Genomic DNA, 17158 nt, shown 5'->3' with positions numbered 1-17158 from the left:
CTTCTCCCTCGCCGAGCCGACCGCCGGCGTCGTTCGCCCGCCGGAGCGCGGCCCATGGTACGGCGAGCGCCGGGCGCCCGCCCCCGGGTGAAGGGGGGCGGACGCCCGGCGGGTTCCGGCTGGTGCCCGGGTGGTGGTCGGCCGGTGTCCAAGCCGTGTCGGACGCCGGCCACCGGTGCCCGGGGCAGGTGTCGCCACTGCTCGGGGGCAGGTGCCGCCGGTGCCCGGGGCACGCGCTGCCGGTGGCCGGGGCGCGCGCCGCGCTCAGGACAGCCGCCGCCCGAGCGGGACGCGGGAGCGGGTGAGCAGCGCCGCGAGCAGCCCCGCGACCAGCGGCAGCACCAGCACGATCAGCAGCAGCTCGCCCCACGGTGCGGTGATCAGCGCCGGCTCGGCCCCGAACCCGCCGGCCCGGGACTTCAGCAGCCCCACCGCCGGTACGAACCCGTTGACCGCCCCGAGCAGCGCGCCCAGCAGGGCGATCAGCGTGCACTGGAGGCCCGCCATGGTCCGCCGGATCCGCGGCGGTGCGCCGACGGCGGCCAGGGTGGCCTGGTCCTGCCGGGAGTCGGCGGCCGCCAGGCCGGTGGCGATGCCGGCCGCGCCGAGCACGACCAGCCCGGCGAAGCCGGTGAGCGCCAGGGTGAGCGCGTCGCCCTTCGGCTGGTAGCCGCGCTCCACGGTGAGCTGGGCGAGGCGGTCCAGCCGGATGGCGGCCGCCTCGGCGCGCTGCTGCGCCTTGCGGTCGGGCGGGGTGGCGGGCAGCCAGACCGAGCCGGTCGGCCGGGCGGCGAGCCCGAGTCCGGGCAGCGCGGAGGGAAGCACCAGGCCCTGGGCGAAGTCGGCGGCGGCCGGGTCGTCCACCAGCACCGCGTCGACCGGGACCTCCTGGAGCTCCGGCTTGGGCACCTGGCCCGGCTCCAGCGGCGCGCCGCCCCCGCCGCGCAGCAGCAGCACGGCCTTGCCGTCGGCGCCCACCAGGGTCCGGTCGAAGACCAGCAGCTTCCCGGCGGCCAGCGCTTGCTCCGCGCCCTGGTCGTGGACCGCGAACAGGTTGTGCAGCACGGTCACGTCACCGGCGGCCACCCGCGGCGGCGCACCGAGGCCGCGCCGCTCGACCGGGCCCTTGAGCTGGACGGTGCTGGAGCAGTTCTCGCACCAGCGGTACTCCACCTGGCCGAGGTCGCCGCGCGGACCGAGCCCGCTCAGCTGCCCCTCCAGCTCGGTGCGTTCGTCGGCGAGCCGGGGCCCGTCGATGTGGCTGATCAACTGGACGGCGCCGTACGGGGCCTGCGGCCGGTAGTCGCGCCGGTTCTCGGCGTCGGTGCTGGTGGTGTAGACGCCGATGGCGACGGCGCCGGCCACCGCGGCCATCACCGCGGCCACCGCCGGGGCGGTGCGCGAGCGGTGCCGGGCGGAGTCGCGCAGGGCGAGCCGGGGCCCGAGCGGCAGCCGGCCGGCGGCCCGGCCGATCAGGGCGACCAGCATCGGGGTGCACAGCAGCAGGCCGAGTTCGGCGACCACCGAGCCGCCGAGCACGGTCAGCGTTCGGGTGTCGTAGCCGCCCACGCCCGGCTGGTCGCGCCGCACCGCGCCCGCCCCGTACATCGCGAGCACGGCGCCGAGGGCGAGCAGCGCCACGCCGGCGACGGTAACCCAGCGGCTGGGCCCGCGGACGGTGTCCCGGCCGGTGAGCCCGGCGGTGACGCTGCGCCGGGCGGCCTGCAGCGCGGGCAGCGCGGCCGCGAGCAGCGCGGTGAGCAGGCCGATCCCGGCGATCGCGAGCAGGTCCAGTGGCGGCACGGCGAAGTGGCCGAAGCGCGCCCCGCCGAACTGCTCGATCCACGGCCGCAGCACCGCGACCGCCGCGGTGCCGAGCACCACGCCGACCACCGCCCCGGTCGCGCCGAGGACCACGCCGCCGCCGAGCACCACCGCGCCGACGTGGGCACGGCTGCCGCCGGCCGCGCCGAGCAGGGCGAGCTGGCGGCGCGAGCGGCGGGCGCCGACCGCGAAGGCGGGCCCGGCGAGCAGGGCGACCTCCAGCAGTGCCATGCCGCTGACGGTCGCGACGACCATCCTGGTGTTGTTGGCGGCCGTCGGGTCGCTGTAGCGGTACGCGTCGCGGTAGTAGGGGACGGCCTGCTCGGGCGGCGGGGCGAGCGCCACCGAACGTGCGGTCAGGGTGTAGCCGTGGGCGTTGAACCGCTGGACCGCGGCCCAGTCGAGGGCGGCCCCGGACGGCAGCCGGACCAGCCAGGCGGACCGGACGGCCGCGGGCTTCGCCGCCGCCGGCCCGCCGGCCGCCAGGGCGGTGCTCAGCGGGTCGATCAACTCGCCCGGCCGGGCGACGAGTTCGACCCTGCCCAGCTCGCCCGGGCGCTCCACCATGCCGGTGATGGTGTAGGTGGTCTGCTCCAGGCCCTGGAGGGTCGTGGTGGCGCCGGGCGCGAGTCCGGAGCGGTCCAGGAAGGCCCGGGTGACGGCGACTTCGTGCGGGGCGGCCGGGGCGCGGCCCTCGACCAGGTCGAGCCGGCCGCGCCAGACCGGGTCGGCGAGGTCGGCCTCGGTGGTGAGGGTGCGGACCAGGCCCTCGGGCGAGGTCGCGCCGGCCTCCGGCCCGGGCCGGGCCGGGGTGAGCGAGCTGCCGGGCGGCAGCAGCGAGGCGACCAGGATGGCCGGATCGGTGCTCGCGCCCTTCTGCTGTTCGGCGGTGGGCTGGTCCCCGGGGCGGGGCTGGACGGAGAAGGCGCCGTCCTCGGCGATCGGGGCCTGTTCGACCGGCCGGCCCGGATCGAGCGAGGTGACCAGGGCGTCCGCGCCGCCGACCACCCGCTCGACCCGTTCGGCCGGGGTCAGTTGGCCGCTACGGTGGACCACGTCGGCGCCGGTGACGCCGAGGACGGGCAGCGCGATCATGGCGGCGATCAGCGCGCTGCGGCCCTTGGCGCGCAGTGCGTCACGGCGGGCGATGCGCAGGGCGACCCGCCAGGCTCCGAGCCTCACCGCGCCACCTCGCCGGCCGGGCCCGACGGGAACGCCGCGCCGGACCTGTGCGGCGCGGCGTTCGGCTGCACGGCCGCGAGGCGGGCGGAGGTGCGGCGGCCGGGGGTCTCCGAGGCGATCGCACCGTCCCGCAGGTGGACCACCCGGTCCGCCCAACTGGCGTGGGCCGCCTCGTGGGTGACCATCATGGCGGCGGCGCCGGCGTCGCAGCGGGCGCGCAGGACGGCGAGGACGGCTTCGCCGGTGGTGGAGTCGAGGGCGCCGGTGGGTTCGTCGGCGAGGACGAGGCGGCGGTCGCCGATCAGGGCGCGGGCGATGGCGACGCGCTGCTGCTGGCCGCCGGACATGTCGTCGGGGAAGCGGTCGGCGAGCTCGCCGATGCCCAGCTCCTCCAGTGCGGCCAGCGCCTCCCGGCGGGCCCGGCGCCCCGGGACGCCGTCGAGTTCGCGCGGCAGGGCGATGTTCTCGGCGGCGGTGAGGGCCGGGATCAGGTTGTAGTCCTGGAAGACGTACCCGATCGAGCGCCGCCGCAGGTCGGCGAGCTTTCCGCGGCCGAGACCGCCGAGCGCGACCCCTTCCACCAGCACCTCGCCGTCGCTGGGCTGGTCCAGCCCGCCGGCCAGGGTCAGCAGGGTGGACTTCCCGGAGCCGGACGGGCCCATGACGGCGACGAACTCGCCGGGGTGGACGGCCAGGTCGACGCCGCGCAGGGCGTGCACCTCGGCGGCGCCCCGCCCGTGCACCCGGGTGACGTCGGTCAGGCGCAGGACGGGTGCGGGCCGGGTCGGATCGGTGTGGGACACACTTCCCCCTCGTGAGCTGCTCAACTGCATATGTCGGTGAACTATATATGCCGGAGGGCGTGACGCAAGGCGGGATGGTTCCCGGGTGCCCGCGGGTGTCCTCAGGTGCTCACGGGTGTTCGCGGGGCTGGGCGGTCGGATTCGGTCAAACTTCTACAAAGCTGTCGAGGATGTGGGCGGAAACCCGGGCCGGATCGTTCGGGGGCGGTCTATGCTCGGGAAGGTTCACGGCCCCGGGGGCTGGCCTCCCACCGTGCCGGAAGGCCCGGCACCCGACGTGCGGTCAGATCCGGAGCGCGGCAGGCCTCGGGGCCCGTGCGGCCGTCGCGCGCGCCTACCCGTCAGTCGCGGCGGCGATGGCCATCATCGAGGTCGTCAGACCGACCGCCACCTGTTCGTACCCTCCTCCCGCGAAGGAGGTGCCGTCGTGCACACCCTGACCACCGTCGAGTTCCTGGTCCGACTCGCCACCGGCGTCGCCTGCGGCGCACTGATCGGCGTCGAACGCCAGTGGCGGGCCAGGATGGCCGGCCTGCGCACCAACGCGCTGGTCGCCGCCGGCGCCACCCTGTTCGTGCTGTACAGCGAGGCCGTCGGCGACACCGGCAGCCCCACCCGGGTCGCCTCGTACGTCGTCTCCGGCATCGGCTTCCTCGGCGGTGGCGTCATCCTGCGCGACGGCGCCGGCGTGCGCGGTCTCAACACCGCGGCCACGCTGTGGTGTTCGGCCGCCGTCGGGGTGCTGGCCGCCTCCGGCAACCTGGAGTTCGCCGTCCTCGGCACGCTCGCCGTGCTCGGCGTCCACCTGGTGCTGCGCCCGGCCGGCCGGCTCCTCGACCGGGCCCCGCAGTCCGGCAGCGACCCGGACTCCACCAGCCGCGCCACCGTCCACCTGGAGTGCGACCGCAAGTCCGAGACCCACAGCCGGGCCCTGCTGCTCCAGGCCCTCGCCGCCTCCGGCCTCGCCCCGACCGGCCTGCGCGCCCGCCGCACCGACAGCGGGGGCGCCACCAGCCTGCGGGCCACCGTCGCGATCACCGGCCGGGTGACCCCGGCGCTCGAACAGGTCGTCACCCGGCTGTCGTTGGAGCCCGGCGTGCGCGATCTGCACTGGCACCTGGACGACGAGCCGGAGGAACCCGGCAACCCGGCGCTCGCCTGAGCGCGAGGGCCGTCACCGGCCGCGGCCGTCGTGCGCGCCCGTCGTCCGAACCCCCGTCCGATCCCTTCCGGAGGCCCGATGCCGACCCCCGACCCCGAACACGGGCCGCTGGTGCCGATGCTGCTGGCGCTGACCGTGGTCACCGGAGTGGTGGACGCGGTCAGTTACCTCGAACTCGGCCACGTCTTCGTCGCCAACATGACCGGCAACGTGGTGTTCCTCGGCTTCGCCCTGGCCGGTGCGGCCAACCTCTCCGCCACCGCCTCGCTGGCCGCCCTCGTCGCCTTCCTGCTCGGCGCCCTGGCCGGCGGCCACCTCGCCCGCCGGCTGCCCGGCCACCGCGGGCACCTGTTGACCGTCGCCGTCGCCGCCCAGTCGGCGCTGGTCGCGGCGGCCACCGTGCTGGCGGCCGTGGCCGGCCACACCTCCGACCCGGCCCGCTACACCCTGATCGGGCTGCTCGGCTTCGCCATGGGCGGCCAGAACGCGGTGGTCCGCGCCCTGAAGGTGCCCGACCTCACCACCACCGTGCTCACCATGACCATCACGGCCCTCGCCGCCGACCGCACCGGCCCCCGCCGTCTCGCCTCCGCCGTCTGGATGTTCGCCGGGGCCCTCCTCGGCGCCCTCCTCGTCCTGCGCGCCGGCGTCCCCCTCGCCCTGGCCCTGGCCCTGGCCCTCCTCCTCGCCGTCGCCGCCCTCACCCACCACGCCGCCCGAGCCACCCCCGCCCCCACCTGGACGCACCCCCGCTGAGCCGCCTCGCCGGTGCGCTATCGTCCCCGCGGCCTGCGGATCGTCTTGAAAGGACAGGTGAGTTGTATGGGCGCCGGCGCCTGGTCGTACGCGGTTCCCTACCAGGAGGATCTCCAGGCCGCCCTGGACGCGCTGAGGGAGAAGGTCTTCGAGGAGGACGAGTACTACCGGGAGGAGGGGGTCGAGTCGCTCGCGGAGCTCATGGACTCCGGCTTCCTCGATGAGGAGGGCGGCGCGCACTCCGTGCTCGACGTGGTCACCGTGGTGCACTGCGCCGTCGACGAGGAGGACTACGGCGACGTCCGGGTGGTGGAGGGGGCCGAGGTCGTGGAACTGTTCGGCACCGACCGGCCGTCACTGGACACCGTCCGCGCCGCCGAGGAGAAGGGCGGGGGCGACATCGACTTCCCGCCCTCCTTCCGGGGTTCGGGCTGCTGCACGATCACCTACGGACCGGACGGCGCTCCTGACGGCCTCTACTTCTGGGGCGTCACCGGCGACTGAGGGTCAGGGCCGGGCCCCGTCAGTCCTCCTGGCGGTGGCCGGCGCGGCCGCTCCAGCGGGGTTCGAGGCGCGCCCAGGCGGCGGTCCAGGCGGCCTCGCCGCGGCGGTCGAGGGCGTGGAGGCGCAGGCGGAGGATGAGGGCGAGCAGGGCCAGCAGGGCGAGGAGGGCGCCGGCGCCGGTGCAGGCGGCGGAGACGGCGAGGGCCAGGCGGTCGGCCGGGGGAGCGGAGGAGGCGCCGGCCGGGTCGACCCAGACGGCGACGTGGCTGCCGGGGGTGGCGGAGCGCGGGACCTGAACGGTGCCGAGGTGCTGGGTGCCGTCGGGGGCGGTCCACGTCGCGTCGACGTCCACCCGGCTGCTGTAGCCGCCGGAGAAGCGGCTGCCGGCTGCGGTGGCGGCGGCGCGGTCGGGCAGGCCGCGGACGACGGCGTCGACCTGCTGCAGCCGTCCGCGGTCCGCGCCGGCCCGGTGCTCGGTGCCGCGGTAGAGGAGCAGGGAGCCGCCCGCGGACAGGGCGAGCGCGAGCACCGCGCCGAGGATGACGGAGAGCCAGGCGCGGGCCCGGGAGCGGTCGAGGGGGCGGGCGAGCGGCTCGTGCCGGGTGCCGACGGCCCGCCGCAGCTGTCGGCCGATGCGTCGGGGGAGCGACGCGGGCCGGGCCGGACGGGGGGTGCTGGACACGGTGAGGGCTCCTCAGGGGCGCGGGGTCACGAGGCGGTTACGCCCAATGTCCACCCGGCGAGCCCTCGTGCACAAGACTCGTGCGCGCCCGTAGGACCGCCAGGGCCGCTCGGCCCCGCCACCGGGACGTTCGGCCCTCGGCACCGGTGGCGCGGACCGGGCAGGCTGGAGATCGGCGGCGTCCTCCCGGTGCTTGGGCGCGGCCGTGGCCCGGTTCGGCCGTGGGGGCGCCGGGTCGAGGTATGGGGCAGGGGGTGGTCGTGGGGTCACCCCCTGCCTGTTCCGTCTCGGGCCGCTGTCCGCTCTGCGCCCGTTCCCTGTGGTGGAGCTGACGGAATCCCAGGCGGCCGCTTTCTGCCCAGCTATACACTCGGAGTATACGCCGGGTGTATGTTCCCCCCATGAGTGTTCCCTTGACCCTCCTGGGGCTGCTGGAGCGTGAGCCGAGCCACGGCTACGACCTCAAGCGCGACTACGACGCCCTCTTCGGCCGCGGCAAGCCCCTTCCGTACGGCCAGGTCTACGCGACCCTCGGCCGACTCGCCCGCGACGGCAAGGTGATGGCCGGCGAGGCGGAGCCCGGCGACGGGCCCGAGCGCAAGCGCTACGTCATCACCGAGACCGGGGCTACCGAGTTCGAGACCTGGCTCCAGGAGCCCGTCGCACCCGAGCCCAACCTCCAGTCCGTGCTGTTCACCAAGGTGGTGCTGGCCCTGATGCTGGGCCGCGACGCCGAGCACTATCTGGACACCCAGCGCGCCGCCCACCTGCGCCGGATGCGCGAACTCACCGAACTGCGCCGCACCGGCGCGCTGGTGGACGCCCTGCTCGCCGACCACGGCCTGTTCCACCTGGAGGCCGACCTGCGCTGGATCGACCTCACCGCCGCCCGGCTGGACGCGCTCGCCGCGGAGGTGAAGGCATGACCACGATCCTGGAGGCCCGCGGCGTCGCCCTCTCCTTCGGCGAGACCCCCGCCCTGCGCGGGGCCGACCTGTCCGTGGAGGCCGGCGAGGTGCTCGCCGTCATGGGCCCCAGCGGCTCGGGCAAGTCGACGTTACTCCACTGCCTGGCCGGCATCCTGGTGCCCGACGAGGGAGAGGTGCTGTTCAAGGGCCGGCGCCTGGACACCATGCCGGAGGCCCGGCGCAGCGCTCTGCGCCGGGACCAGTTCGGCTTCGTCTTCCAGTTCGGCCAGCTGGTGCCGGAGTTGACGGCCGAGGAGAACGTCGCCCTGCCGCTGCTGCTGAACGGCGTACGCCGTGCCGCCGCGCTGGCCGAGGCCCGTCCGTGGTTCGCCAGGCTCGGCCTGGACGGCCTGGAGAGGCGCCGCTCCGGCGAGCTGTCGGGCGGTCAGGCCCAGCGGGTCGCCCTGGCCCGCGGCCTGGTGGCCCGTCCGCAGGTGCTGTTCGCCGACGAGCCGACCGGCTCGCTGGACTCGCTGACCGGCGAACAGGTGATGGAGCTGATGGTCGGTTCGGCCAGGGAGCAGGGCACCACCGTCATCGTGGTCACCCACGAGGCCAGGGTCGCCGCCTACGCCGACCGCGAGGCGGTCGTCCGCGACGGCCGGGCCCGCACCCTCTCCGCCGGAACGGTGGCCTCGTGATCCCCTTCTCGCTCCGACTGGCCGTCAGCGGCGGCCGGGAGGCGGTGGCCCGGCTGCTGATGATCGCGGCGGCGGTCGCGATCGGGGTCGGGCTGCTGCTGTCGAGCCTCGCCAGCCTCAACGCGGTCGACCACTCCAACGGGCGGCTGCTCTGGATGAACACCGGCTCCAAGGGCTGGACCGGGACGGCCCGGACGGACCCGCTCTGGTGGTACGGCCACGACCACTACTACCAGGGCAAGCGGATCGTCGAGTTCGACGTCGCCCCGACCGGCCCCACCTCGCCGCTGCCGCCGGGCCTGACCGGGCTGCCGGCCCCCGGCGAGTACTACGCCTCGCCCGCCCTGGCGGAGCTGCTGCGCAGGGCCCCGGCCGTCGAACTGGGCGACCGCTTCGAGGGCCGACAGGTCGGCACCATCGGGCCCGAGGCGCTGACCTCCCCGGACACCCTGGCCATGGTGGCCGGCCGTACCGTGGACGAGCTCAAGGGCATCCCGGAGGCCAGGCCGGTCACCGCGATCGCGACCGCGATGCCGACCGAGTGCGAGGCCGACTGCTTCGGCTTCGGCGTCCACGGCGACGCCGTGACCCTCGTCCTCAGCGTGGTGATCGGTGCGCTGATCTTCCCGGTGCTGGTCTTCATCGGCACCGCGACCCGGCTCTCCGCCGCCACCCGGGAGCAGCGCTTCGCCGCGATGCGGCTGGTGGGGGCGACGCCCCGGCAGGTGTCGGTGATCTCGGCGGTCGAGTCCACGGTCGCCTCGGTGATCGGTACGGTCGCGGGCTTCGGCGTCCACCTCGCGCTGCGCCCGCTGGTCGCCGACATGCGGCTCACCGGGGAACGGTTCTACCTCGCGGACCTGGGCCTGCACCTGGACCAGGCGCTCGTGGTCGCGCTGGGCGTGCCGGTGGCGGCGGCGCTGGCCGCGCGGTTCGCGCTGCGCCGGGTCACCATCTCCCCGCTCGGGGTCAGCCGGAGGGTCACCCCGAAGCCGCCGCGGGCCTGGCGGCTGGTCCCGCTGCTGCTCGGCCTCGCCGAGCTCGGCTACTTCGTCGACAACCGGCCGCCGACCTCCGACGGGCAGGCCGCTGCCTACCTCACCGGGTTCGTACTGGTGATGCTCGGCCTGGTGATCGCCGGGCCCTGGCTGACCATGGCGGCGGCCCGGGCGGTGGCCCGGCGCACCAGCCGGCCGGCCGCGCTGATCGCGGTCCGCCGACTGGCCGACGACCCGAGGGCGGGCTTCCGCGCGGTGGCGGGCCTGGTGGTGGCCCTGTTCGTGACCAGTGCGACCATCGGCATCATCGGGACCATCGACGCCAACCGGGGAGCCCAGCTGAGTGGCGACCCGGAGGTCCGCAAGTCGGTCGTCGACCTCCCGCACCGGCTGGACTCCGCGGAGACGCTCGGCGCCGTACCGGACTCACTGGTGGCCTCCGCCCGGGCCGTCCCGGGCTTCCGCGGGCTGGTGCCGGCGCACGACAACCCGGCGCGGATCGGTGCCGACCCGGCCCGACCCCGTTTCCCCGCACCCGCGTTGGTGCTCTGCTCGGATCTGGCACAGGCGCCGGTGCTGGGGCACTGCGCGCCTGGAGCGGCGGTGGCGACCGTCCCCGTCCGGCAGTTCCTCGACCTCCAGGAGGGCGCGAACCAGGAGTGGCCGGCCGCGCCGCTCCCGGCCACGGAGGCCGCCGCCCTTCCGGTGAAGCTGCTCTACGCGACCACCGACGGCTCCTCCTCGGCCAAGGAGCGGCTGCGGACCCTGTTCGCCGAGGCCTACCCGAGGTACGAGGCCAGGATGGCCGAGGACTGGGGCACCGAGGCCCAGAAGCGGCTTCAGGCCTGGCGCCAGCTGGCGCACGTGGTGCTGCTGACCACCGTGCCGATCGCCGGGTGCAGCCTCGCGGTGAGCGTGGTGGCCGGACTCTCGGACCGCCGCCGCCCGTTCGCGATGCTGCGGCTCACCGGGGCACCGCTGCGGCTGCTCCGGCGGGTGATCGGGCTGGAGAGCGCACTGCCGCTGCTGGTGGTGTCGGCGATCGCGATCGGCACCGGCTTCGCGGCGGCGGCGATGTTCCTCAAGTCGCAGATGCAGTACGACCTGGTGTCCCCGGGCGCGGTGTACTACGGGTTGACCGGTTTCGGGCTGGTCGCCTCGCTCGGGATCATCGCCTCGACGCTGCCGCTGCTGAAGCGGATCACCGGGCCGGAGGCGGCCCGCAACGGCTGATCCCGGCTCCGGCCGGCCCGCTGCCCTCTGCCCGCTGCCCGCTGCCCGTTACCCTGCGCCGACCCGTCGCCCGTCGCCCGTCGCCCGCCGTCAGCGGGCGACGGGGTAGCCGTGCGTCCCGTCCGCCCGCGCCACGTCCAGCCCGGGCAGCCAGCTGCCGAGGACCAGCGCGGACGGGTAGAACATCGGCTCCGGCAGCGTGTCCACCGGGAAGCGCTCCCAGCCGGCGCAGGCGTGCGGCTCGGTGACCACCGCCTCGGCCAGGCTGGGCGGCGCCAGCACGGCGGCGGTCAGCCGGGGCCGGCCGAGCTCGTGGTCGAGGTGGACGGCGAGCACCCGCATCGCCGCGGCGGGCAGCACGATGCCGGTCTCCTCGGCGAGTTCGCGGGCCGCGGTCTGCTCGAAGGACTCGCCGAGGTCGACCTTGCCGCCGGGCAGGCTCCAGGTGGGCGGTTCGCCGGCGGTGATCCGGCGGCCGAGCAGCACCCGGCCGTCCCCGGTGGGCACGACGATCCCGGCGCCGAGCAGCGGCGCGGTCAGCGGGGACGGTGCGGTGGGTACGGTCGGTGCTGTGCTCAACTCGCCGTCTCCTTCAGTCGGTTACCAGTTGGCGCGCTCGTAGTCCTTGAGGAAGCAGCCGTACAGGTCCTCGCCCGCCTCGCCGCGCACGATCGGGTCGTACACCCGGGCCGCGCCGTCGACCAGGTCGAGCGGGGCGTGGAAGCCCTCGTCGGCGAGGCGCATCTTGTCCGGGTGCGGGCGCTCGTCGGTGATCCAGCCGGTGTCGACGGCGGTCATCAGGATGCCGTCGTTCTGGAACATCTCCTGCGCGCTGGTGCGGGTGAGCATGTTGAGCGCGGCCTTGGCCATGTTGGTGTGCGGGTGGCCGGCGCCCTTGTAGCCGCGGGAGAACACGCCCTCCATGGCGGAGACGTTGACGACGTACTTGCGGCGGGAGCGGGAGGCGGCCATCGCCGGACGCAGCCTGCTGATCAGGATGAACGGCGCGGTGGAGTTGCAGAGCTGGACCTCCAGCAGCTCCATCGGGCCGACCTCCGAGACGGTCTGCACCCAGCTGTTGGTGTCGGCGAGGTCGGGCACCAGGCCGCCGGCGTCGATCGCGGTGCCGGCCGCGATCCGGGCGGGCGTGGCGGAGCCGGTGACCAGGGCGAGCGAGGTGACGTCCTCGGCGGCCATCCGCTGCGGGTCGCCGCTCGCCTGGTGGGGGAGGGCGGGCAGGTCGACGCTGCCGCTGCCGAAGCGGCCGATCGTGGTGGCCTGCGGCAGCTCGCCGGCCGGCAGCGGCGCGGACTCGGCGTTGACCAGCTCGCGGTAGGACTCCGGCGGGCGGCGCACGGTCTGCGCGGCGTTGTTGATCAGGATGTCCAGCGGGCCGTCGGCGGCGACCTCGTCGGCCAGCGCCATCACCTGGGCCGGGTCGCGCAGGTCGATGCCGACGATCTTGAGGCGGTGGATCCACTCGGCGCTGTCCGGCATCGCCTTGAAGCGGCGGATCGCGTCGTTGGGGAAGCGGGTGGTGATGGTGGTGTGGGCGCCGTCGCGCAGCAGCATCAGCGCGATGTACATCCCGATCTTGGCGCGGCCGCCGGTGAGCAGCGCGCGCTTGCCGGTGAGGTCGGCGCGGGCGTCCCGGCGGGAGCGGTTCTTGACCGCGCAGTCCTGGCAGAGGTTGTGGTAGAAGGCGTCGACCTCGACGTACCGCTGCTTGCAGGTGTAGCAGGAGCGCGGGCGCTCCAGGATGCCGGCGATCTCGGTGGTGGTGACGGTGGTCAGGCCGAAGGCGCCGGCCGTCTCGTCGTCGATCCGGGTCGGCGCGCCGGTGGCGGTGCGGGCGGTGACCTCGCGGTCGTTGGCGGACTTGCGGGCCCGGGTCTCCTGGCGGCGGCGCTGCTTGAGGGTGCGGAATATGCCGCCGACGGCCTGGCGGACGGTGATCGCGTCCGGGTGGTCCACGTGCAGCTCGTCGAGTTCCGCGAGCACCTCCAGGCAGAGCTTCAGCCGCTCGGGGTCGAGGCCGGGACCGAAGTCGACCTCCTCCTCGGTGCCCTCGACCTGGTCCTGCTCGATGTCCGTCTGCCCGATGCCCACGCTTGCTGTCGCTTTCCCGTTCGCCACGCCCACACGCGTGAAGCCATGCCCGTTACCGCGTGAATGCTACGGGAGCGCTCCGGACCGGGGCGAAAACCGGACGTCGGAGGGGGTCTTTGGATGATCCTCCATGTCTACGCGCGGAGCATTGATCACGGTTTGTGGACAGCCCCAGCAATGCCGCTCGAACTGGCTTTTGCCCCCACCCTCGCGGAGAATCGAACGCTGGGTGCCGGGCGCCCGAGTGCGCTCCGGCGGCATCGCCGCAACCGCACCCGAGGTGTATCCCCCCAGCCAGAGAGCCCTTCTTCATGCGCTTCCTGAACGACCTCAAGCCCTCGTACGACCTCACGTACGACGACGTCTTCATGGTCCCCAGCCGTTCCGCCGTGGGCTCCCGGCAGGGCGTCGACCTCTCCTCCAACGACGGCACCGGCACCACCATCCCGCTCGTCGTGGCCAACATGACCGCCATCGCCGGCCGCAGGATGGCCGAGACCGTGGCCCGCCGCGGCGGCCTGGTCGCCATCCCGCAGGACATCCCCACCGAGGTCATCGCCGAGGTCGTCTCCTGGGTCAAGCAGCGCCACCTCGTCTTCGACACCCCCCTCACGCTCGCCCCCGGCGCCACCGTGGCCGAGGCGCTGTCGCTGCTGCCCAAGCGCGCGCACGGCGCCCTCGTGGTGGTCGAGGACGGCAGGCCGGTCGGCGTGGTCACCGACTCCGACTGCCAGGGCGTGGACCGCTTCACCAGCCTGGCCGACATCATGTCCCGCGAGCTGCTGGTGCTGGACGAGGGCATCGACCCGCGGACCGCCTTCGACAAGCTCACCGAGGCGCACCGCAAGCTCGCCCCCGTCGTGGACGGCGAGGGCCGGCTGGTCGGCATCCTCACCCGCAAGGGCGCGCTGCGCGCCACCCTGTACACCCCGGCCGTGGACGCGGCCGGCAAGCTGCGGATCGCCGCCACCGTCGGCATCAACGGCGATGTCGCGGGCAAGGCCAAGGCGCTGATCGACGCGGGTGCCGACGTGCTGGTCGTCGACACCGCGCACGGCCACCAGGAGTCCATGATCAGCGCGCTGCGCGCGGTGCGCGGTCTGGACCCGCAGATCCCGATCGTGGCCGGCAACGTGGTCTCCGCCGCCGGCGTCCGCGACCTGGTCGAGGCGGGTGCCGACATCCTCAAGGTCGGCGTCGGCCCCGGCGCCATGTGCACCACCCGGATGATGACCGGCGTCGGCCGGCCGCAGTTCTCCGCCGTCCTGGAGTGCGCCGCCGAGGCCCGACGGCTCGGCAAGCACGTCTGGGCCGACGGCGGCGTGCGCCACCCGCGCGACGTCGCGATGGCGCTGGCCGCCGGCGCCTCCAACGTGATGATCGGCTCCTGGTTCGCCGGGACCTACGAGTCCCCGGGCGACCTCCAGACCGCCGCCGACGGCCGCCAGTACAAGGAGAGCTTCGGCATGGCCTCGGCCCGCGCGGTGAGCAACCGCACCGCCCAGGACTCCTCGTACGACCGGGCCCGCAAGGCGCTGTTCGAGGAGGGCATCTCGCACTCCCGGATGTTCCTCGACCCGACCCGGCCGGGCGTCGAGGACCTGATCGACTCGATCATCGCGGGCGTCCGCAGCTCCTGCACCTATGCGGGCGCCGGCAGCCTGGAGGAGTTCCACGAGAAGGCCATCGTGGGCATCCAGAGCGCGGCGGGCTACGCCGAGGGCAAGCCGCTGCACTCCAGCTGGGCCTGATCGCCGTGGGCCGTCCGGTTCCTCGCCTCGGGGAGCCGGACGGCTGCGGCTGCGACTGCGACTGCGGTCGGTGCGGGGGAGGGGCACCCGGTGTCCGGGCCGTCGTGCGGGCCGTCCTCCGGCCCGTTGCCCCCGTTGCCCCTGGTGTCCCCGTTGTCCCTGGTGTCCCCGGTGTCCGGCTCGGGCGGGAACAGGGCCCCGAGCGGGAGCAGCAGGGCTCGGCCGAGCAGCCCGACCGAACCGTTCAGCGCGGCGGCGAAGGCCCGGGCGGCGCCCGGCAGGTGCCGCAGGCCCCACAGGGCCTCGACGGCGCCCCAGGCGCTCTCGCGGGCGGCCCCGACCGACCAGGCGCCGAGCAGGTGGGTGAGCGGCTCGGCGAGCTCCAGCAGGTCGGGCCCGGGCATCAGCTGCTCCCGGACGGCCGTCTCCGCCTCGGCCAGCACCCGGTTGATCCGGCGGTAGTCCTCCTCGACGTCGGCCGGCCCGCAGCCCCGACGGCGGCAGGTGTCCACGACGGCCAGCGGCAGGTCGTGCTGGATGTGGGCGGTCATCCCGGCCAGCGCGAACTGCAGCGGGTGCACGCCCGGGTGGGCGCGCAGCGCGAACAGCGGCCGCCAGCAGGCGGGCGGCTCCTGCCCGGCCGCGTCGGCGGCCACGGCCCGCAGGTACCGCCCGGCGAACGCCACGTCCAGCTCGGCCACCGCCGACGGGTCGGCGAAGTACCCGGCGCCCAGCCGTTCGAGGACCGCCTCCGTCACGGTGAGGTAGAGCCGGTCGAAGACCGCCACTCCGTCGGCCGGGGGCAGCCCCGCCCCGATCTCCCGCAGCCGGCCGATCACCTGCTCGACCGTCTCCGCCTCCGCGTTCACCGCCGTCGTACGATCCACCGCCGTGCCGGGCATGTGCCACCCTCCGATGTCGATCGTGCACTGATCGCATCATCGTGACAGCGTGGGCCGGCGCTCCAGTGGACGCGGCCCGCGTCCGTCGAGCCGGTGTCGCACCGTCGGGCCGATCCCGCCGTGACATGGCGTCGACTTGGTGACGGCGTTACGGGGTCTTTGCCTATCGCCCACCTCCTGTCATGATCCCTGACCGTGATCAATCGTCGAACCCTGATCGCCGCGCTCGCCGCGGCCCCGGCCCTCAGCACCCTCGGCGCCGCCGTGGGAAGCACCCCCGCGAGCGCCGCCACCGACCTCTACCCCTCCAACACGGCCCTCTACGCCAGCTCGACCGTGGTCGAGGGCGTGGACTACGGCCGCCGCTACCGCAGGCACCTGATCGACGACCAGAGCCTGCAGAGCCGTGCGCCGTTCGTCCGGACCACCGTCATCGCCCCGCACGGCGGCGGCATCGAGGTCGGCACCTCCGAACTGTGCCTGGCCATCGCCGGCTACCACCCGGCCGACCTCACCCCGACCCCGGCCGCCGGGCCGGTGCACGACTTCTGGATGTTCGAGGGCCTGCGCTCCTCCAACAACAGCGAACTGCACGTCACCTCGACCCACTGCGACGACGCGGTGGCCCGCGCGATGTGCGCCGGCAGCCGCAACGTGGTGTCGCTGCACGGCTGCACCGCCGCCCAGGCCGGCCTGGAGGCCGGCGCCCAGGCCGTGCTCGTCGGCGGCCTGAACTCCACCCTCCGGCAGTACCTGATGGAGGAGTTCGCGGCGGCGGGCATCCGGGCCGTGACCGCCTCCGGCGAGGAGGAGATCGCGGGCATCTCCCCGGACAACATCTGCAACCGCAGCCTGCTCGGGATGGGCGCCCAGCTGGAGATGACCACCGACCTGCGGGCCGCGATGTTCGCGCCGGGCAAGAACACCCGCGCCGAGCGGGCGGCCAACACGCTGCCGCTGTTCTGGAGCTTCACGAACGCCGTCCGGACAGCGGTCCAGCGGCTGGAGGCGGGCCAGCCCGTCCTCTGACGGCTCGGGCAGCCGGCTGCGCGCGCCGCAGCCGGCGTCAGCCCAGCTCGTACTCCAGGACGTAGGTGTGGGTGCCGGACTCGTCGACGGTGAGCAGGAACTCCCCGGTGATCCCGGTCAGCTCGCCCGTGCCCGTGCCCGGCACCACGCGTATCGTCGTGCCGGTCGTGTCCCAGGCCGCGTGCTGGAGCACGAACGAGCCCTTGCGTCCGCCCAGTTCACCCGTCACGTGCTCCACCGCGACGTACGAGGCCGGGCTGCCGGTGGGGCCCGCGACCGAGAGCATCCGCACCTCGCTCGCCCCGCTCAGCCCGCCGGTGAAGGTCTTGGCGATGCCGACCCGCCCGAAGGACGCGCCCTCCCGCTCCTCCGTCTCCACCGGCTCGAACGCGGTCAGCTCGAACGACCCGCTCGCCGTGGCACCCATGGCACGCTCCCCTCGTCGGTCGTCTCCCCGGCCGACGGGCGCGCCGACCGTGGCGGCCGGGCACCACCCGACCGTGCACGAAGCCTTGCACGCGCCACTGACACTGATACTGCTAACCGGTCCCCGGTGGTCGTGGCTCTGCCACTGACTGACGCCCTGCTGGGCTGTCCTCCGGTTGTTCTGTCCG

At 74.7% G+C, this 17158-nt stretch carries 15 protein-coding genes; 8 read left to right on the top strand and 7 right to left on the bottom strand.

The genetic code is table 11. The features are described 5' to 3' along the window. Window positions 1-264 precede the first annotated feature (264 nt). Together ACIQ87_RS30130 and ACIQ87_RS30125 are read right to left on the bottom strand one after the other, a co-directional pair. The gene (locus ACIQ87_RS30130) at window positions 265-3006 is read right to left on the bottom strand and encodes an FtsX-like permease family protein (RefSeq protein ID WP_402412661.1); all 2742 of its coding nucleotides are present in this window, start codon (window positions 3004-3006) and stop codon (window positions 265-267) included. Continuing rightward, window positions 3003-3839: an ABC transporter ATP-binding protein gene (locus tag ACIQ87_RS30125; RefSeq protein WP_402412658.1), complete on the bottom strand. Its 837-nt coding sequence runs from the start codon at window positions 3837-3839 to the stop codon at window positions 3003-3005. The genes ACIQ87_RS30130 and ACIQ87_RS30125 overlap by 4 nt, the downstream gene beginning before the upstream one ends. Window positions 3840-4236: 397 nt before the next feature. Between ACIQ87_RS30125 and ACIQ87_RS30120 the strand changes: the two genes are divergently transcribed. The 3 genes from ACIQ87_RS30120 to ACIQ87_RS30110 all read left to right on the top strand — a co-directional run bounded on the left by ACIQ87_RS30120 (window position 4237) and on the right by ACIQ87_RS30110 (window position 6231). Beyond that, on the top strand, window positions 4237-4971 hold the full coding sequence (locus ACIQ87_RS30120) for an MgtC/SapB family protein (protein WP_402412655.1): 735 nt from the start codon (window positions 4237-4239) through the stop codon (window positions 4969-4971). Between the two features lie 78 nt (window positions 4972-5049). Further along, on the top strand, window positions 5050-5727 hold the full coding sequence (locus tag ACIQ87_RS30115; protein ID WP_402412652.1) for a YoaK family protein: 678 nt from the start codon (window positions 5050-5052) through the stop codon (window positions 5725-5727). Between the two features lie 66 nt (window positions 5728-5793). Beyond that, on the top strand, window positions 5794-6231 hold the full coding sequence (locus ACIQ87_RS30110) for a hypothetical protein (RefSeq protein WP_402412649.1): 438 nt from the start codon (window positions 5794-5796) through the stop codon (window positions 6229-6231). 19 nt (window positions 6232-6250) lie between these two features. Here ACIQ87_RS30110 and ACIQ87_RS30105 read toward each other — a convergent pair whose 3' ends face one another. Beyond that, on the bottom strand, window positions 6251-6913 hold the full coding sequence (locus ACIQ87_RS30105; protein WP_402412646.1) for a DUF3592 domain-containing protein: 663 nt from the start codon (window positions 6911-6913) through the stop codon (window positions 6251-6253). Between the two features lie 401 nt (window positions 6914-7314). Between ACIQ87_RS30105 and ACIQ87_RS30100 the strand changes: the two genes are divergently transcribed. Genes ACIQ87_RS30100 through ACIQ87_RS30090 form a run of 3 tightly spaced genes read left to right on the top strand, consistent with a single transcriptional unit; the run spans window position 7315 to window position 10753 of the window. Further along, window positions 7315-7839, top strand: coding sequence for a PadR family transcriptional regulator (locus ACIQ87_RS30100; RefSeq protein ID WP_402412643.1), 525 nt, complete (start codon window positions 7315-7317; stop codon window positions 7837-7839). Beyond that, window positions 7836-8522, top strand: a complete 687-nt coding sequence (locus tag ACIQ87_RS30095; RefSeq protein ID WP_402412641.1) for an ABC transporter ATP-binding protein — start codon at window positions 7836-7838, stop codon at window positions 8520-8522. Before ACIQ87_RS30100 ends, ACIQ87_RS30095 begins: the two co-directional genes overlap by 4 nt. After that, complete coding sequence (locus ACIQ87_RS30090) at window positions 8519-10753, top strand: FtsX-like permease family protein (RefSeq protein ID WP_402412638.1); 2235 nt, start codon at window positions 8519-8521, stop codon at window positions 10751-10753. The genes ACIQ87_RS30095 and ACIQ87_RS30090 overlap by 4 nt, the downstream gene beginning before the upstream one ends. Window positions 10754-10843: 90 nt before the next feature. Here ACIQ87_RS30090 and ACIQ87_RS30085 read toward each other — a convergent pair whose 3' ends face one another. After that, window positions 10844-11332 carry an NUDIX hydrolase gene (locus ACIQ87_RS30085; protein WP_402412635.1) on the bottom strand — a complete coding sequence of 163 codons (489 nt, stop codon included), beginning with the start codon at window positions 11330-11332 and terminating at the stop codon, window positions 10844-10846. A gap of 21 nt (window positions 11333-11353) precedes the next feature. Next, window positions 11354-12841 carry an SDR family NAD(P)-dependent oxidoreductase gene (locus tag ACIQ87_RS30080; RefSeq protein WP_402412882.1) on the bottom strand — a complete coding sequence of 496 codons (1488 nt, stop codon included), beginning with the start codon at window positions 12839-12841 and terminating at the stop codon, window positions 11354-11356. Between the two features lie 332 nt (window positions 12842-13173). Between ACIQ87_RS30080 and ACIQ87_RS30075 the strand changes: the two genes are divergently transcribed. Next, window positions 13174-14613 (top strand): GuaB1 family IMP dehydrogenase-related protein, encoded by a 1440-nt coding sequence (locus tag ACIQ87_RS30075; RefSeq protein WP_402412632.1) that lies wholly within the window; start codon window positions 13174-13176, stop codon window positions 14611-14613. Here the strand turns inward: ACIQ87_RS30075 and ACIQ87_RS30070 are convergent. Continuing rightward, the gene (locus ACIQ87_RS30070; protein ID WP_402412629.1) at window positions 14574-15515 is read right to left on the bottom strand and encodes a DUF5995 family protein; all 942 of its coding nucleotides are present in this window, start codon (window positions 15513-15515) and stop codon (window positions 14574-14576) included. The genes ACIQ87_RS30075 and ACIQ87_RS30070 overlap by 40 nt on opposite strands. 189 nt (window positions 15516-15704) lie before the next feature. Between ACIQ87_RS30070 and ACIQ87_RS30065 the strand changes: the two genes are divergently transcribed. Next, window positions 15705-16544: a poly-gamma-glutamate hydrolase family protein gene (locus ACIQ87_RS30065; RefSeq protein WP_402412879.1), complete on the top strand. Its 840-nt coding sequence runs from the start codon at window positions 15705-15707 to the stop codon at window positions 16542-16544. Window positions 16545-16581: 37 nt separating this feature from the next. On the opposite strand, the gene ACIQ87_RS30060 is transcribed toward ACIQ87_RS30065, so the two are convergent. Then, a complete protein-coding gene (locus ACIQ87_RS30060; protein ID WP_402412626.1) occupies window positions 16582-16971 on the bottom strand; it encodes a DUF3224 domain-containing protein in 390 nt (129 codons plus the stop codon). Window positions 16972-17158 lie beyond the last annotated feature (187 nt).

Origin of the sequence: Kitasatospora sp. NPDC096204 (assembly GCF_044763205.1) — a bacterium.
Classification (GTDB): domain Bacteria; phylum Actinomycetota; class Actinomycetes; order Streptomycetales; family Streptomycetaceae; genus Kitasatospora.
This window is presented reverse-complemented; position numbering and strand designations above follow the sequence as displayed.

Coding starts and splice junctions, on each gene's coding strand:
- ACIQ87_RS30125 (WP_402412658.1), bottom strand. CDS start 3,839: ATGCAGTTGAGCAGCTCACGAGGGGGAAGTGTGTCCCACACCGATCCG.
- ACIQ87_RS30115 (WP_402412652.1), top strand. CDS start 5,050: ATGCCGACCCCCGACCCCGAACACGGGCCGCTGGTGCCGATGCTGCTG.
- ACIQ87_RS30110 (WP_402412649.1), top strand. CDS start 5,794: ATGGGCGCCGGCGCCTGGTCGTACGCGGTTCCCTACCAGGAGGATCTC.
- ACIQ87_RS30100 (WP_402412643.1), top strand. CDS start 7,315: ATGAGTGTTCCCTTGACCCTCCTGGGGCTGCTGGAGCGTGAGCCGAGC.
- ACIQ87_RS30095 (WP_402412641.1), top strand. CDS start 7,836: ATGACCACGATCCTGGAGGCCCGCGGCGTCGCCCTCTCCTTCGGCGAG.
- ACIQ87_RS30075 (WP_402412632.1), top strand. CDS start 13,174: ATGCGCTTCCTGAACGACCTCAAGCCCTCGTACGACCTCACGTACGAC.
- ACIQ87_RS30070 (WP_402412629.1), bottom strand. CDS start 15,515: ATGCCCGGCACGGCGGTGGATCGTACGACGGCGGTGAACGCGGAGGCG.
- ACIQ87_RS30060 (WP_402412626.1), bottom strand. CDS start 16,971: ATGGGTGCCACGGCGAGCGGGTCGTTCGAGCTGACCGCGTTCGAGCCG.